At 40.6% G+C, this 15,428-nt stretch carries 21 protein-coding genes; all 21 read right to left on the bottom strand.

Annotated elements, in window-relative coordinates; genetic code table 11:
- Positions 1-30: 30 nt before the first annotated feature.
- The 21 genes from recN to rbfA all read right to left on the bottom strand — a co-directional run bounded on the left by recN (position 31) and on the right by rbfA (position 15,344).
- Positions 31-1,725, bottom strand: a complete 1,695-nt coding sequence (gene recN, locus LBN07_02315) for a DNA repair protein RecN (GenBank protein MDR0850300.1) — start codon at positions 1,723-1,725, stop codon at positions 31-33.
- A 93-nt stretch (positions 1,726-1,818) separates the two neighbouring features.
- Positions 1,819-2,277, bottom strand: a complete 459-nt coding sequence (gene argR / locus LBN07_02310; protein MDR0850299.1) for an arginine repressor — start codon at positions 2,275-2,277, stop codon at positions 1,819-1,821.
- 224 nt (positions 2,278-2,501) lie between these two features.
- Positions 2,502-3,098, bottom strand: coding sequence for a hypothetical protein (locus LBN07_02305; GenBank protein ID MDR0850298.1), 597 nt, complete (start codon positions 3,096-3,098; stop codon positions 2,502-2,504).
- A 175-nt stretch (positions 3,099-3,273) separates the two neighbouring features.
- Complete coding sequence (gene xseB, locus LBN07_02300; protein MDR0850297.1) at positions 3,274-3,492, bottom strand: exodeoxyribonuclease VII small subunit; 219 nt, start codon at positions 3,490-3,492, stop codon at positions 3,274-3,276.
- A 1-nt stretch (position 3,493) separates the two neighbouring features.
- Positions 3,494-4,684, bottom strand: a complete 1,191-nt coding sequence (xseA, locus tag LBN07_02295) for an exodeoxyribonuclease VII large subunit (GenBank protein ID MDR0850296.1) — start codon at positions 4,682-4,684, stop codon at positions 3,494-3,496.
- A gap of 35 nt (positions 4,685-4,719) precedes the next feature.
- A complete protein-coding gene (nusB, locus tag LBN07_02290) occupies positions 4,720-5,112 on the bottom strand; it encodes a transcription antitermination factor NusB (GenBank protein ID MDR0850295.1) in 393 nt (130 codons plus the stop codon).
- 47 nt (positions 5,113-5,159) lie between these two features.
- A complete protein-coding gene (locus tag LBN07_02285) occupies positions 5,160-5,546 on the bottom strand; it encodes an Asp23/Gls24 family envelope stress response protein (GenBank protein MDR0850294.1) in 387 nt (128 codons plus the stop codon).
- Positions 5,547-5,609: 63 nt separating this feature from the next.
- Entirely contained in the window at positions 5,610-6,095 is a 486-nt protein-coding gene (locus tag LBN07_02280; GenBank protein ID MDR0850293.1) for a SpoIIIAH-like family protein, read from the bottom strand.
- 311 nt (positions 6,096-6,406) lie between these two features.
- Positions 6,407-6,958, bottom strand: a complete 552-nt coding sequence (locus LBN07_02275) for a hypothetical protein (protein ID MDR0850292.1) — start codon at positions 6,956-6,958, stop codon at positions 6,407-6,409.
- Entirely contained in the window at positions 6,951-7,436 is a 486-nt protein-coding gene (locus LBN07_02270; GenBank protein MDR0850291.1) for a stage III sporulation protein AF, read from the bottom strand. The genes LBN07_02275 and LBN07_02270 overlap by 8 nt, the downstream gene beginning before the upstream one ends.
- Positions 7,437-7,499: 63 nt before the next feature.
- Positions 7,500-8,699 carry a stage III sporulation protein AE gene (locus LBN07_02265; protein ID MDR0850290.1) on the bottom strand — a complete coding sequence of 400 codons (1,200 nt, stop codon included), beginning with the start codon at positions 8,697-8,699 and terminating at the stop codon, positions 7,500-7,502.
- Positions 8,696-9,085 carry a hypothetical protein gene (locus LBN07_02260; protein MDR0850289.1) on the bottom strand — a complete coding sequence of 130 codons (390 nt, stop codon included), beginning with the start codon at positions 9,083-9,085 and terminating at the stop codon, positions 8,696-8,698. The genes LBN07_02265 and LBN07_02260 overlap by 4 nt, the downstream gene beginning before the upstream one ends.
- Before the next feature lie 8 nt (positions 9,086-9,093).
- A complete protein-coding gene (spoIIIAC, locus tag LBN07_02255) occupies positions 9,094-9,291 on the bottom strand; it encodes a stage III sporulation protein AC (GenBank protein ID MDR0850288.1) in 198 nt (65 codons plus the stop codon).
- A 129-nt stretch (positions 9,292-9,420) separates the two neighbouring features.
- Positions 9,421-9,921, bottom strand: a complete 501-nt coding sequence (locus tag LBN07_02250) for a stage III sporulation protein AB (GenBank protein ID MDR0850287.1) — start codon at positions 9,919-9,921, stop codon at positions 9,421-9,423.
- The gene (locus LBN07_02245) at positions 9,918-10,829 is read right to left on the bottom strand and encodes a stage III sporulation protein AA (GenBank protein ID MDR0850286.1); all 912 of its coding nucleotides are present in this window, start codon (positions 10,827-10,829) and stop codon (positions 9,918-9,920) included. Before LBN07_02245 ends, LBN07_02250 begins: the two co-directional genes overlap by 4 nt.
- Before the next feature lie 235 nt (positions 10,830-11,064).
- On the bottom strand, positions 11,065-11,322 hold the full coding sequence (locus LBN07_02240; GenBank protein ID MDR0850285.1) for a hypothetical protein: 258 nt from the start codon (positions 11,320-11,322) through the stop codon (positions 11,065-11,067).
- 378 nt (positions 11,323-11,700) lie between these two features.
- Entirely contained in the window at positions 11,701-12,258 is a 558-nt protein-coding gene (gene efp, locus LBN07_02235) for an elongation factor P (protein MDR0850284.1), read from the bottom strand.
- A 45-nt stretch (positions 12,259-12,303) separates the two neighbouring features.
- Entirely contained in the window at positions 12,304-13,152 is an 849-nt protein-coding gene (locus tag LBN07_02230; protein MDR0850283.1) for a TIM barrel protein, read from the bottom strand.
- A gap of 2 nt (positions 13,153-13,154) precedes the next feature.
- A complete protein-coding gene (truB, locus tag LBN07_02225) occupies positions 13,155-14,009 on the bottom strand; it encodes a tRNA pseudouridine(55) synthase TruB (protein ID MDR0850282.1) in 855 nt (284 codons plus the stop codon).
- Positions 14,006-15,004, bottom strand: a complete 999-nt coding sequence (locus LBN07_02220; protein ID MDR0850281.1) for a bifunctional oligoribonuclease/PAP phosphatase NrnA — start codon at positions 15,002-15,004, stop codon at positions 14,006-14,008. Before LBN07_02220 ends, truB begins: the two co-directional genes overlap by 4 nt.
- Positions 14,988-15,344 carry a 30S ribosome-binding factor RbfA gene (rbfA, locus tag LBN07_02215; GenBank protein MDR0850280.1) on the bottom strand — a complete coding sequence of 119 codons (357 nt, stop codon included), beginning with the start codon at positions 15,342-15,344 and terminating at the stop codon, positions 14,988-14,990. Before rbfA ends, LBN07_02220 begins: the two co-directional genes overlap by 17 nt.
- Between the last annotated feature and the right edge of the window lie 84 nt (positions 15,345-15,428).

Here is a 15,428-nt window from a genome sequence, read left to right as displayed (position 1 = left end):
ATGTAAAAATTACTTCAAAAATAAGAGTTTTTATTTGATTGAATTTTTATATGCAGCACACCTACCCATCAGCTCATCGGCATGCTCAAGCGCAACGCCGCTGCCGTCAACACCTCCCGAAAGCCTTGCCACCTCACTCTGTGAGCCCTTTTTATCCAATGTAAAAACTTTAGTAATAGTCTCGTTGGCTTCAACCTGCTTTTGAATAAACAAATGATTGTCTGCCATGGCAGCAATCTGCGGCAGGTGCGACACCGAAATAACCTGATGCTTTTTTGATATATTGGCCATTTTGCAAGCAATAACAAATCCGATGGCACCGCTGATACCCGTGTCAATCTCGTCAAACACAAGCGTTTGTAAATCATCAATATCAGCGATAATATTTTTTATACCAAGCATAAACCTGCTCATTTCCCCGCCTGAAATTATCTCACTGAGCGGCTTCATAGGCTGACCTAAATTAGCACTGAACATAAATATTGGATTATCAAATCCGTTTGCAGTTATATTTGCTGTGTTTTTGTCAGGTTTGGGGTCAAACATTACAGCAAACTTGGCGTTTTTCATTCCAAGGTCACCAAGCTCTTTCATAACTTTGCTCGAAAACTCCTCAGCAATGCCACGCCTGATATCCGATAATTTATTTGCCGTATCATAAAGACTGCTATAAACCTGCTGCTTCTGATATTCCAGATTATCTATAAGTGCCGTGCTGTTCTGATATTTGTTCAACTCCTCTTTGGCGTTTTCTAAAAACTTAAAAACTTCAGCAACAGTAGCCCCATACTTCTTTTTAAGCGCCTTAATGCCGTCAAGTCTGGTGTCAATTCTATCAAATGCCGCATCGTCAAAATTCACACTTTCGGTGACAATTTTCAACTCTCCCGCAATATCACTCAACTCCAACCTTGCACCATCAAGCCTGTTTATCAGCGGCTGCAACGTCTCGTCATACTGAACAACAGAATTCATTGCACTTATTGCCTTTTTAATGCTGCTCACAACCGAAAAATTGCCGTCAATCTCATTTAAGGCATTCGTAAGATTTGCCGATATCTTGCCGCTATTAAGCATTCTGCTACGCTCAACCGCCAGAGTTTCGTCTTCGTTTTGTTTAAGTGAAAACCTCTCAATTTCATTTATCTGATATTGAAGCAGGTCTATCATGCGTTCTCTATTCTGGTTATTGCTGCCAAGCTCATCAAGCTGAGAAATAATATCTTTATGTTTTTTATATTGCCCCGAAACTTCCGCTCTGAGCAAATCAGTCTTTGAGCTGTTTAATCCGTCAATAATTCCAAGATGAAACCTTGGTTTGAGCAGCGATTGGTGCTCGTGCTGACCATGGATATCAACCAAATAGGGAGTTATGTTTTTGAGCATGCCAGCAGTTATGGTATTACCATTAAGCCTAATACTCTGTGACGTGTCACTGAAACTGCGCACAATCAAAACATCGTCATCATCGGGTATATTATATTCCTTCAAAATTTCTTTAGCCTTGCCGGTTACACCGCAAAACAATGCCTCGGCACTCATACCGTAGGCACCCGTTCGCATAAGGCTTTTGTTTGCTTTATCCCCCAAAACAAAATTAAGCGAGTCTATTATAATACTCTTTCCCGCTCCCGTTTCACCGGTAAGAACATTCAGCCCACCGCTAAACTCTATCGTTAGGTCTTTTATAAGCGCTATATTTTTTATCTTAAGGTGCTTTAACATATAGCCATTGTATCAAATTTCATCAAAAAAGACAAGGGAATTAAAAACGGCCCCTTATCAATTCAAAAAAAAGAGCGCACTCAAACGCTCCTATTATTCAGTTAAAATATTATGTATCTTGTCACATGCTTCTTTGGCGCTGGCATTAGTCTCAAAAATTATCATAACCGTATCGTCGCCGCTAACTGAGCCTAAAGTGTTTTCAATGTTAAACTTGTCAATTATATTTATGATGGCATCCGCCACGCCCTTCAAGGTTTTGATTACTACTAGGTTTTGCGCAGTCTTAACCGAAATGACAGATTCTTTAAACAAAAGCAAAAACTTATTTGAAGCTTGTTGTTGCTCCGAGTCTACCAAAGCATATTTATAGCGGTTGCTGTCCTGCGACAAAATTTTGATAAGCCCGAGCTCTTTAATGTCACGGCTTATGGTTGCCTGTGTAATATCAAAATTCGCCGCCCTCAAATGCGCCACAAGTTCTTCCTGTGTCTCAATCTCGTTTACCGAAATTATATCCAGAATCTTACTCTGTCTAACGCTTCGTGCCATCAGCCTTTCTCCTTTGTCGTTTAAACTCTCACACTAAAATAGTGGGATTGCATAACTATACATGTATATCTATTCATCGGAAGTGAAATAATTATACACTATTTTTTATATTTATGCAAGAGGTTTTTGCATAAATATTCAACAATTTTTTTATATTTATGCGAAGTGTATATAAATATACTATATTGTATGCATAAGTATACGTAAACACAATATGTTGTGTTCTACCTACCCCTTTCTCTTTTAAACATCGAAATAAATCTACCAACAAAAAGCACTACGCTTAATGACTTATATATAGCCAGCCGTTTGCAAAGCGCCTTGCCAAAAACCGTGAGCCCCGCCACAGTTGCACTGATGCCCGCCGCCAGCAAAACCTCAAGCGAGTCTGAGCGGATAATAATTTTTATTGCAATAGCACTGCCGGCGGCCCCACTCAAAATTCCGCAAATATCTCCCACCACATCCGAGCAAAACGAGGAGACCTTTTCCGAAATCCCGCTCAAGCGCAGAGCCACACTGCTCCCGCTGACATTTTGATTTCGAAGATCAATTAATTTATCCTGCGGACAGGCTGCAAAAGCAAGGCCTATCATATCAAAAACTATGTTAACAAACAAAAATATCAGAAGTATTATAACCGCAAAAACCATGTTGGTGCGCGACAAAATCATCTCCGAAATAATCCCGGCAAACAGCGCAAGACAAAGCGTGAGAATAGTAATCTTGATTATCCATTTGTATTTGCGCCGCCCTACAAACAGTATATGCACACGCTTGCGAGGTTTTGCTTTTTTAGGAAACTTTTTTATACCGTCCATTTATATATACTATGTCAAAAGCAGTTTTTATAGACCTTGGCCAAAACAAAAAAGAGCGAAAACTCGCCCTTAAAACATTCCATCTTTCTCCCTCTTTTCTTTATAAGACATGGGCAAACAATACTCAGCCCAACAAAGTGCCATAAGTATCTTTTAATACTTCTGCTTGCTTACACTAATTATCTGTGTCGTCTACAATTTTATCCAGCTCTTTTTTTATAACAACAATCTTGCCTTTGCTGCCTTCAAGCTCGGCATAACATTCTTTGCTCAGCTTTACGCCTTCTTCAAAAATCTTTGTGCCCTCACTCAAACTTAAGTTTGGGTCCTCAAGCTTGCTTACAATCTGCTCAAGCCTTTTACACTTCTCTTCAAAACTCAATATCTGTGCCATTTCAGTTCTCCTTTTTATCAATCTTTTCTGTTACCGTTTCAATATCGCCGTCCCTAAGGCTTATTCTGAGCTTATCCCCCACATTTACAGCCCCTGCCTCTACAACAGCCTTACCATCCTTAAATACCTTTACAAAACCCCTATCTAATATTGCTGCAGGACTATGCCCCAAAAGCCTCTCATTTATAATCCCCAATGCTCCCTCGTGCCTTTGCACAGCACTGCCCGAGAGCAGCAACAGTCGTCTTACTATATCCACAAACCGCTGTTTTTTATGTTCTATGACATGCCGTGCGTCGCTGCCAAGTTTAAGCATAAAATCGTCCAGATATGCCGTGTTGTTTTGCAAAAAATAAGTATATAAACTAAGCATCCTCGTCAAATTTTGAGCTAACCTGCTTTTAACATCTCCCGGATCCTGCGTAAGCAATTCAGCTGCGGCCGAAGGCGTCGGAGCTCTCAGGTTGCTGACAAAATCACAAATCGTAAAGTCCGTTTCGTGCCCTACAGCCGATACAACCGGAAGCTCCGAAGCATAAATCGTCCGCGCCAAAATTTCACTGTTAAAAGGCATTAAATCCTCAAAACTGCCGCCGCCCCGTGCTATTACAATTACATCCACATTTTTATGCCGAGAAAAATACTCCACACCCTCGCATATACTGTTTTCAGCCCCTACACCCTGCACCCTCACGGGATATAGGAATATATTCACGCAGGGGTTTCTGCGGCCCACAATATTTATAATGTCCTGTATTACTGCGCCGGTCTCACTTGTAACCACACCAATATTTTTAACAACCTTAGGAATTGGCTTTTTTGAAGAAGAATCAAAAAGCCCCTCTTTTTCAAGCCTTTCTTTAAGCGCCAAAAATTTTTGATAAAGTATCCCCTGCCCATAAGGAACAATAACTGAGGCATAAAACTGAAGCTTGCCGCTTTTGCCGTAATACCCGAGCCTGCCGGTAACAAGAACCTGATCGCCGTCTTTAATATCTGCATGCCCAACACCAAACATAACACAGCTAAGCAGCGCATTTTCATCTTTAATCGAAAAATAAGCGTGCCCCCTCACAATCTGAAAGCCCGAAATTTCGCCGTATATCTTAATATCATGAAGCATCTCCTCAGCATCAAATATACGGGTTATAATATTGGATATTTCACTTACGCTAAGTTCTTTTAGTGCCAAATTATACTCCTAAAATGCTTATTTTCTGTGCCAAATCAGCCGTTAATTATCTTTGAAAGGATGCCATTGATAAACGCCGGACTTTTGTCGGTTGAAAACTTTTTACCAAGCTCCACCACTTCATTTATTACAATCTTTGGGTCGGTGTTCTGATATTTTATTTCGTATATTGCAAGAATAAGTAAACTCAAATCTATTTTATATATCCTCTCAAATTTATAGCCAACCAGGTTATCTTTTATTTGCTGCTCTATAACACCAAGGTTTTGGGTTACACCTTCCAAAACCTCCTTTGCAAATCCGCTGTCATACTTAGCGTTGTCCTCTTCTTCAAGAAGTTTTACACCTGTCAAAAAATCGGCCCCTTCATTAAAGAGCCTCTCAAATATTAATCTGAATGCAACCTCACGCTCACTTCTTCGACCCATGACACTTCACATAAAAAAACGTAAAAGCCTCTCTGCTGAGAGACCTGTTATACGCTTTTTACCAGCTCCTCCTTTGAAAAATCCACCCCAAGCACATGCACATTTATGCTACCAATCTTTATGTCCATCATAGACGATATGCCGTTTTTAATATTTTCCTGAACACGGTATGCCACGTCACTTACACTGTAACCAAAGTACACTTTAATATAGACATCAACATCCACGGTGTTATTTTTTGAAAAATTAACTTTCACACCCTCAAAATAATTGGAAGAAAACAGTTTCTTTATACGACTGCCAAACCTTGAACACAGGCATGAAACGCCGCTTATTTCTTTTGCCGAAAGGTTAATGATAGAAAGCATAATGTTTTTGTTATACATTACCTTGCCGTCAGAACTTCCGTTATAAAAATTTCCCTTATAAGCCATAGTTTAAACTCTCCATTAGACGGAGTCAGTATAACACACTACACCCGCTTTTGACAAGTTAATTTAGGTCTCAACAGGAATTATTTTAATATAGTCAATATCCTTTTGTGTTTGGCTCTGCACAACTTCAACAATCTGAGCTACTTCTACCTCAGTCAGCTCCGCACTCTTGACGAGAATATTTATATAGCTGTCACTGCAGCTTGCAATAACATCCTCAAAACCTTTGGCCTTAATAAGCCCTTCCATATTAAGCTCAAGTGTCATGGTTGCCACAATTTCAGCCTTCTTGGTTTCAGCCAAAGTCTTGGCCTCACTCGAACTTGAAGCACTTGAAATAATAGCATCATAATAAGCAATAGCCTCGGTTCTGGCCTGAGTTCGGTCAGCTCGGTATGTTATAAAAAAGCCTGCAGCCTGCGTTTCGTCACCACCGCCTGTGGATGTGTTTATCGCTTGGTTATTAAACATAATATTTAAATATCCTGTAACCACCAATAGCGCCACCATGGTGCACAAAATTATAATCTTCTTCTTTTTAGATAACATTTATTTATCCTCCTACAATATATTTATTTAGCAAAATCCAAATGTATGACTATGTTTATGAAAGCTGCAAAAATTGCAACAATCCGTCAAACTACTGCAAAAACCGCGCTTTTTTGTGCCGCAATGCAGCAGGCTATTTTATAAACCCCAAACGACAATCTATAATGATACAAAATTATATTTTCATGTGTATATAATACGAGCGGTTTTGCGCAAAAAAGCCTGCAGGCTTTTTTAAAGGCCAGCCACCACCTACGGCGGTGCCGACCTTCCGGCGCGCCGGTGCGCCGGACAAAACCGCACATTCAAATTTAACACAATATCTGAATATTCCCTGCCGGCACCTTAAGCAGCGTTTCAACTGCCAACAGCAAACTCAATTTCACCTTTGTGTCAGAGGCCCCGCTGGCAACAACCAGCACACTCAAGGGTTTAGGCAGCTTTTCACCCAAAAGTATAGGCCCCGAATTTGACCCCTGACCCACAATTATGGGCGTCTGAACAACAGTCACCGTTGTTGTTGTACCATTTGAATTAGTGGTGGTCGTTTCCTTTTCCTCGCTTGAATAAGCAATAATCCGCTCCAGACCCGACTCAAAGGTAATCATAACTTTTACATCTCCTGCTCCGGCAATCCCGCTGAGAGTTCTCTGAAGCTTCTGTTCCATTTCGGCAGCGTAGGCATTTATAGAAACATACTCCACATCCTCTGCAGTTTGGTTGGACCCAAATCCGGAAAAATAAATAAGCAAAATAACGGCGCAGGCAAGAATTGCAATATAAATTTCGATATGCTTAACTGCTTTGAGTTTACTGAACAATTTACCCGAAAATAGGTTCTTTTTAGGCTTTGCGCTATCCATACAGATTTATATTCTCCTTTTTTATATCTACCACAGCAAGAATTATCGCCTCTATCTTTTCATTTCTATTTATATTCAGCTGCGGGTCAGACAGAACAAGCAAAGCCAGATTGACATTCACCGTATCTATCTTCATGTTGGGCTTGGTCAAGTCTCCTAAAACCTCAACCGACGCACCATTAAACCCATTTTGCGCAAGCGTGCGCTCAATTATATTTTCATACTCCAATATTTTCTGACGATTCAGATTTTCAATAAACCTGTCGTCAACATCCACCGAACTGTTGAAAAATCTACCGAAGTCCAGCTTGTCAACCGACAAGTAAGGTAGCGGCAGAACCACAACAAAAACAGTAATGATGCTAAGCACGCCCTTGATATATTTATTCATTTGCCCCTCAGGGATAATAATTTCAACCATAACAGTAATTAAAATCACCCCGACAATGCTCAAAAGCCAAATAGAAATCGCCCCCACACTGCCCTCCTGCCATAATTAACACAGCATTTCAGCCCGATTTTATTAAAATTTTGTGCCAAACTAAACTACGTTGGCTAGACACATTAAAAGCCCCGCTGTTACCAGATACATAAAGCTCACCCCGATAATACATACAATAAGCATGACCAAACACTTAGATACCCCGCTTAAAAAGTTTGAAATCCTGCCATCGCAAAGCGGTTCGGTTATTGCCGCAACAAGCTTTAGGCCAAGCATAAACACCAGAATTTTGACCAGCGGCGAAATAACCGAGGCAATCAGCAGTATCAACCCTGTAGCCCCTACAGCATTTTTAATCAGAATACTGCTTGCCATAATCAAATTAAGCCCGTCCGACAGATATCCCCCAAGTACAGGTATATAGCTTTTTATCGCAAACTTTGCTGTTTTAATCGACACTCCGTCCACTGCCGATGCAGTTATTCCCTGAATTGTGATAAAGGCTATGAATATCGTAAAGACTATTCCGATAATCCACTTAAACAGGCTGTTGCAAAACCCTGCAAACTTTTCAAGCTTTATGCTCGACGATAGATTGCCCACCACATTAAACGCAAGAGTGAAAATAAACAGCGGAATTATGACTACAGTAAAAATCTCCATTATTGCTACCAGCAAAAACGCAATGGCCGGCTGAAATGCCGAAACGGTGACCACTCCGCCTATCGAAGCAATAAGCGTAAGCAGAATTGGAAAGACTATTTCCATCTGAGCTTTTATGCTAAACAAGGTCTGCTGTGTAATTCCTATAAGCTCCTGACATACCGAAAATGTAAGCACTACAATGGCGCCAAAGCACACAAAGTAAATTACATTGCTGATTGATTTTGATTTCTGCGAATTTATCTGGCTGATAAAGCTACACACAATGGCAATGGCAACAATAGTAGCAAGCACCGGCACAACTCCCAGAAGGTCATCAAACAGAAGAGCAAAAAGATAGGAAAAAAAATCACCGAAATTTGCACCGAATTCTCCCGAAATAAGCTTTCTGACTTTATCAAGAAAGCTCCCACCGCCAAAAATTCCCTGCTCGCTATTTCCAAACTGCGACAAAATCTGGTCAAGCCCACCAAAGTCAAAACCATCCAGCTGCTTGTCCACATTTTGTTGCAGTTCTTCCTCGGCAGAATTTTCGTCGTCAGCATAAGCTATGGCTTGTCCGCCGCTAAAAACAAGCGGTGACAAGATTAAAATAATCAGCACCAGAAACAAGCGTTTTAAATTTTTTTTCTTCATGGCAATATACCTATCACTATGTCAAGCAGGGCCGTTATTATAGGAAGAGCTAAGCATAAAATTACAACCTTACCGGCGAGCAATACCTTGTCTCCTGTGCTGTTGCTTCCGGCGTCGGAGCAAATGTTGGCCACAAATTCGGTGATATATCCTACTCCTACAATTTTAAGTATTGCTGTAAATAAAGTAGGGTCAAGCCCCGTACGATTTATTACCTCTCCAAAATAACCCACCACAAAAGAGAGCTGATTTATGATTAATATCACTATTATTATACTGCCGGCAAGCCCTACAAACACCGCATATTCGGTTTTAATTTGTCTTGTGATGAGCACAGCTACAGTAGTAACTATCCCCACTCCCAGAATTTTGAAAAGGTCAAGCATAGGCCACCTCAGTATAGTAAAAATAAATTCTTAACAGTTTCAAACAATTCGCTGATTAGTCCCACCACCATAAGTAAAACAACCACAACTCCCGCAAGCGACACAACTGTGGCAATTTCATCCTTATTTATGTTCTTTAAGACCTGCACAACAACCGCCGTCAAAATTCCTACAGCCGCTATCTTAAAAATGATGTCATATCCCATAATGCCCCCTATACCATACATATTGTGGTTTTTTGCATAATACTGTGCCAAGATATGGTGTATATCATAAAAGTTTGCATAGTATTATGCAAACATGGGTGCCCCCGCCGTCGGTCGATAATAGCAAACTTATAATAATATTATCACCAGCACAGCTCCGGCCGCTATTCCAAGTTTAACAAATAGCCCTCCAAACCTACTCTTGTCTTTTTCACAGTTTTCGGCTATTCGTTTAAACTCGGAGATATAATTTTTTATATTCCCGCTCTCACCCTCTTCATCCATTTCACCTAGGTGTTTGAAAAAATCGCTCACCACCGCTCGTTCGTCAGGACGTAAAAAAACTAGTTGTGTTTGACAAGTTTTTATGAAATCGTCAATTGTTTTGCTATGGTCTAGATATTGTTTGAATTCTTCTAAAACGGTTTTAAATGGGCTATTAAACCTATCAATGTTTGTCTGAATTAAATTTCCCAGCTTGGTATGCAAAAAAGTTATTTCGCTCAGCATTATTTCACAAAACTTTATCATATTAGAATAGAACCTGACACGCCTGCCAAAATACGCTGAGACTCCAACCCCAATCATCGTAGTGCAAATAAAAACCGCTGCCAAAAGTATTATCTTCAAACTGCTATCCCTCTCAGATTCTCATCATATACAGCCTCAATGGTGCCGGGCCCCTTTTTGTTTGACAGCACCACAAACCGTTTGAAAATCTTGTTTTGAAGTAGCTTTTCAAATGCGGGCTTATTTTTCAGGTCTTCTATACCATTTGCATGTACACTGCTTATTACTCCTACACCGCAACACGCAACGTAACTCAGAGCGTTTATATCCGCTTCGTTCGCGAGTTCGTCTGTTGCCACAATGTCGGGGCGCATGCTCCTTACCCCATTTTCAAAACCATAGAGTTTGTTGCATCCGCTATAGACATCGGTAAATTTGCCAACATCCAGCTGAGGCTTGCCGTTTAGGCAATTTGCAATTTCATAGCGCTCATCAACCAGCAAAATATTATAGCAATAATTATGCTCGCTCAGCTGCCATAAAATGTCTCTAATGAATGTTGTTTTTCCGCATCCAGGAGGTGAAATCACAAGTGTATTAAGAAACTTTCCCTGCATCAGAAGCCCGAATACATTAAGTGAACAGTTCTTAACCTGATGAGGTATGCGAATATTTAGGCCCGTAAAGTTTTTTATGGTCTTAACCCGATGATTTTCAATCACCACCTCTCCGCATATTCCAACCCTTATTCCACCCAAAACCGTAATAAACCCCTGCTTTAGTTGATGGTTGACGGCATAAAGCGAATATTCACTTGCCCGCTTTACAATCTCAAGAAGCGTGTCGCTGTCACAAATTATAGCATCAGTCTGACTGCCGCTGAGGCCCTTGGGGCCCAAATAGTAGGGCTTGCCCCCTACGACTGCCACAACCGGTAAATTTACTCTTAGCCGTAGCTCATTGAGCTTATCTTGCGGCAAAAAGTTTTTAACAACACTGCTTAAGTTTTCCGTCAACAGATTTTCCATAGCACCTCTCAAAACTTGCCGAGCAAACCTGGCCAATCTAATAAATCAGTCAAAATCTGCCTAATACATTCTATTGCTCAGCCTGTCCGAATATTCATCACAAAATGTCGCAAAATTTTAATTATCATTATACAAAAGCGCAACCAACATTGTCACTTTTAAAAATTAACAAAACTGCCTCTAAAAAAAAAATCTTACAATAGATAAATAAAAAAGAATGACAAATTAAAATATGTCATTCATAAGTTTTAAACTCTGTCTTCAAAAACAATTTATCAAATTTGGCAAAAAGCTCTTCATACTGCGGGCCCCACTTGGGCGCAATTTCCTTGTAGCCGCTTTTCATACGCTCGCGCAGCACATTATAGTTCATATATAAAAGCTCTGAAAGCTCTTCATATTGAATAGTAAATTCTTTCTTCAAAAGTTCCAGACCTATCTCTTCTTTGGCTTCAGTGACCAAAGTTTCTTCTATTGTATCACTTCCCACCACATGGCCCCGCACAAAGTCCGAGCTTGTTTAGGATTTTGTTTTTTAAGCGGGCTTCTCCGCTGCATCAACACCTCTTGTGTCTTAGGATTTATGACCCATAAGGCAATTTCATTGTGGAAAATATGATTTTCATGAATGTATCCGCGGTCAAAATATTCACCCGTTGATACTCCGTTTTCGTTCAAGGCTAATAACTTTTCAGATAAGTTATCAGCTCCCCCCCCCCCATAGTTTTTTTTACTTTATTACGCTCATTTATTATTTTATCCATGCACTTATTATAGCATATTTATCATTTTCTTTGCAAGTAATAACTGTTGATGGGCAAAGGAGCAAGCGTAGCCGAAAGGATATTTCATATAGACGCAAAAAAAGAGCTTATGCTCTTTCGATATATGTTCCTGTTCTCGTATCTACTCTGATTTTATCGCCGTTGTTTACAAATAGAGGCACGCGGACACTCAGCCCCGTTTCAAGTTTTGCCGGTTTTTCGCCCGCCTTCGAAGTGTCTCCCTGAACGCCTTGCTCACACTCCACAATAGTGAGCTCTACAAAGTTTGGCGGAACCACACTGAAGGCCTCACCCTTATAAAACTGAACAGTGGCTGTCATATTTTCAACAATATACTGCATAGTGTCCTCAACCTGATCTTTATTAAAAGGAACCTGATCATAAGTTTCGGTATCCATAAAGTAATAAAGCCCTCCCTCATTATAAAGGTACTGCATCTCCTTGGTTTCAATAACCGCCACCGGATATTTATCCGACGGGTTAAAAGTGCGCTCAAGGACCTGCCCTGTTACAATGTTCTTAATTTTGGTGCGCACAAACGCAGACCCTTTGCCGGGCTTAACATGCTGAAAATCAACAACGGTATAAATTTTACCCTCCATTTCAAAAGTCGCACCCTTCCTAAAATCTCCTGCTACTATCATATTTATTTCCTCCTTATGCAAAGCGGCAAGCTTCGCTTATATCTTTTATCTGAGTTCTTCATAAATCTTTTTCATCTGCATTGCATCCTCAGCCTGTGTGCCATTTGACTCGCAAATAATTACCGGTTCCATGTTATATTGCTTTAATACTTCTGATAGCGGCTCAAATTCGGGTCCAAAAATTTTATCTTCAAACGTCAAATGTCTTACCTCGCCCTTACCGCCATACTCAATCTTAGAAAAATGTATATGTATCTTGCGAGTACGATGGAGCCCGATTTTAGCTATAAATTCATCCACCACCCGCTTGAAATCCGCTTCGGTTTTAAGACTGCCCCCTTCAAAAGCATTTATATGCCCAAAGTCAACCGCAGGAAGCAAGCATTCGTCAATTGCACAAAGCTCAGCAATTTCTTGATACGTTCCCAGCTGCCCGTGCTTACCCATCGTTTCGGGGCAAATATACATGTCACCAAACCCCGCTGCCCTCACTCGTTTAACAAGCTCAGTTATGCGTTCTCTCAAAAGCTTGAGCGCATCCTCACGTTTCATTTTTCCGCAGGTCCCGGGGTGAAAAACACACCTCTTGCCACCGATAAGTTTTAGGTAATGTAAACATTTTATCACATAACCATAGCTTTTTTCAAGCAAATCTGGGTTATTTCCCGCAAAATTTATATAATACGGTGCATGCACGCTTATTTCTATCCCATTTTCTTTTGCTGCCTGTCCCAGCTTTTTTGCAAGTTCTTCACTCATATTAATGCCGCGTGTAAATGGATACTCATAGGCACTAAGCCCTCTTTTTTTTAGCCAAGCAAGAGCTTCAAGGCTGCTTTTATGCCCCTCTTCAAAAAATATTTCGCTATTGCCCGCAGGGCCAAATCTTATCATAATCAATCCTCATACAAATTTGTAGTAAGTGTAATTGCACCATTTGTGACATTGCCTATACCCACAACCTTTTTTTCAAACAAAATTAGATACTCACCGCTGTCAGATTTCATTAATTTCAGTCCGCTCATTAATCTTTTAAATTCGTCGCCCGTCAACGTCATTTGCGGCAAATCCTTCAGCGCCGATTCAAGCGAAACTAAGTTGTTTTCAATTTTTTGTTTCGTGAGCCCCTCAAGCGGAAGCGCATCTTTTAGTTCAAACTCGCCGCAGCGGGTCCTCGTTAGTTTTGTCATTACGGCACATGTATCAAGCGCTTCGCCAATGTCTCTTCCAAGGCTTCGAATATACGTTCCTGCACTGCATTCAATCTCAAACTCAAAAGTTTCATCATCAATCTGACCAAGCAGCTCAAGCTTAAACACCTCAACTTGCCTGGGTGCCAGCTCAACTTCCTCTCCAAGTCTAGCCAACTTATATGCACGAACTCCGCCTATATTTTTTGCTGAATACTTAGGCGGAATTTGCATTATTTTGCCTCTAAAGCTATCTAAGACCTCCAAAATCGATGCCCTGTCCGGAATTTTACCGTTTTTTTGTAAAACTACCCCTTCACTATCAAGCGTATCGGTGAGCATTCCAAACCTAAAATGAGCTGCATATGTCTTGGTTTTTTTTAAGTATCGGTCAAATAATCGCGTCGCTTTACCTAAGCATACAGGCAGAACTCCTGTCGCCATAGGGTCAAGCGTTCCCAGATGCCCCACTCTCTTTTGTCCTGTCAACTTTTTGATTTTGACAACCGCATCATTTGATGTAAAACCCTTGTCTTTGTTTATTACTACTATGCCTATCATAAAACCGCCTTACATTCAGACAGAATTTTTTTAAGCAGGACTTTATATTTACCCTCAAACCGGGCGCCCGCAGCAAGTGTGTGCCCGCCGCCACCAAATTTTGCAGCAAGCTTTGCCACATTCACCTTGGTAGACCTAAACCCTATGTTCCACACTCCCGGCTTCTTTTCGGTAACTTTAATCGCAACACCCACACCCGCAACACCCACCAACAAATCAAATATCTCGGTTGCTTCACAGTTATACTTAAACCTGTTGTATAGCTTGTTGTTTATATCAACTACAATCAATTTGCCATCCAAAAAGAGTTTCATTCTCTTGACTATATTTTTATAATACCCTATCTGCCCGCTCGGTTTCATCTTAAAAATGTTGTGATTAATCTGAGCAAGGTTAATTCCGGCATCAGCACATATACCTGCCACCTTAAAGCAGTTACCCGTAGTGTTGGGGTGCCTAAAACCTCCTGTATCGTCAGCAACTCCGGCATAAAGACTTGCTGCAATATTTTTGTCAAGCCCCAAGCCGATTTCGTCAATAATATCATATACAAGCTCAGCACAGCTAGCACTTTTATCGTCAAAATAACCTTTTGTTGCCACCTTATACTCGTCACCCACATTAGCATGGTGGTCTATACCCATAAGCTTTTGCGCGTCCTCCAATATGTCGGCATATTTACCAAGCTGACTTCTCACATTGCTGTCAACAATAATACACAAGTCAAGCGTCGGAATAAGACTGTCATCCTCCTCAAGTTTTACGTCTAAAAATCTGAAATTAAAAGGCACTATACCGTCACAATAAATATGAGCCCGCTTTCCCATGTTTGTCAGCGCAATCTTAAGCGCCTGACAGCTGCCAAGCGTATCGCCGTCCGGGGAAACATGAGCAAACAAACCTACGCTGCTTGCGTCAAAAATCGCTTCTACAATTTCGGCGCACTTGCCGGCTTCCTGCAATTTTATAACATTACTTTTAGTCTTTCTGGGCATCTTTATTCCCCCCTTCAAAACTTTCTATTATTTTATTTATTTTCTCAGCATGCTCCATGCCCTCGTCAAGTACAAAAGTCAACTCCGGCACAGTTTTAATCTTCATAGAATGGGCCAGCTTATTTCTGATAAACCCCGCAGCAGACTTAAGTATTTTCATACTTTCATCCTTTTCCTTGCCGAATATACTCACAAAAACCTTTGCAAATTTCAGGTCCGGAGTAATTTTTACACTCGTCACACTGACAAGCCCCAACCTCGGGTCACCTATTTCATAAGTAATTATTGATGCAATATCCTTTTTCAACTGCGAATTTAATCTATCAAGTCTCAATGACATATTTCACCTCCAATATTTTCCTTTTTATCTCCCCAAATTAACAGAGTAATTAGTCTCAAACATTTTCATAGATATAGAATCTGC

The organism is Christensenellaceae bacterium (assembly GCA_031260975.1).
GTDB lineage: Bacteria > Bacillota > Clostridia > Christensenellales > UBA1242 > JAISKJ01.
Note: the sequence above shows the minus strand (reverse complement) of the source record. Positions and strands in the feature narration are given on the sequence as shown.

Bases quoted from the DNA above. Each gene is read 5' to 3' on its own strand.
- recN (MDR0850300.1), bottom strand. From the start codon at position 1,725: ATGTTAAAGCACCTTAAGATAAAAAATATAGCGCTTATAAAAGACCTA.
- argR (MDR0850299.1), bottom strand. From the start codon at position 2,277: ATGGCACGAAGCGTTAGACAGAGTAAGATTCTGGATATAATTTCGGTA.
- LBN07_02305 (MDR0850298.1), bottom strand. From the start codon at position 3,098: ATGGACGGTATAAAAAAGTTTCCTAAAAAAGCAAAACCTCGCAAGCGT.
- xseB (MDR0850297.1), bottom strand. From the start codon at position 3,492: ATGGCACAGATATTGAGTTTTGAAGAGAAGTGTAAAAGGCTTGAGCAG.
- nusB (MDR0850295.1), bottom strand. From the start codon at position 5,112: ATGGGTCGAAGAAGTGAGCGTGAGGTTGCATTCAGATTAATATTTGAG.
- LBN07_02285 (MDR0850294.1), bottom strand. From the start codon at position 5,546: ATGGCTTATAAGGGAAATTTTTATAACGGAAGTTCTGACGGCAAGGTA.
- LBN07_02280 (MDR0850293.1), bottom strand. From the start codon at position 6,095: ATGTTATCTAAAAAGAAGAAGATTATAATTTTGTGCACCATGGTGGCG.
- LBN07_02275 (MDR0850292.1), bottom strand. From the start codon at position 6,958: ATGGATAGCGCAAAGCCTAAAAAGAACCTATTTTCGGGTAAATTGTTC.
- LBN07_02265 (MDR0850290.1), bottom strand. From the start codon at position 8,699: ATGAAGAAAAAAAATTTAAAACGCTTGTTTCTGGTGCTGATTATTTTA.
- LBN07_02260 (MDR0850289.1), bottom strand. From the start codon at position 9,085: ATGCTTGACCTTTTCAAAATTCTGGGAGTGGGGATAGTTACTACTGTA.
- spoIIIAC (MDR0850288.1), bottom strand. From the start codon at position 9,291: ATGGGATATGACATCATTTTTAAGATAGCGGCTGTAGGAATTTTGACG.
- LBN07_02245 (MDR0850286.1), bottom strand. From the start codon at position 10,829: ATGGAAAATCTGTTGACGGAAAACTTAAGCAGTGTTGTTAAAAACTTT.
- efp (MDR0850284.1), bottom strand. From the start codon at position 12,258: ATGATAGTAGCAGGAGATTTTAGGAAGGGTGCGACTTTTGAAATGGAG.
- LBN07_02230 (MDR0850283.1), bottom strand. From the start codon at position 13,152: ATGATAAGATTTGGCCCTGCGGGCAATAGCGAAATATTTTTTGAAGAG.
- truB (MDR0850282.1), bottom strand. From the start codon at position 14,009: ATGATAGGCATAGTAGTAATAAACAAAGACAAGGGTTTTACATCAAAT.
- LBN07_02220 (MDR0850281.1), bottom strand. From the start codon at position 15,004: ATGCCCAGAAAGACTAAAAGTAATGTTATAAAATTGCAGGAAGCCGGC.
- rbfA (MDR0850280.1), bottom strand. From the start codon at position 15,344: ATGTCATTGAGACTTGATAGATTAAATTCGCAGTTGAAAAAGGATATT.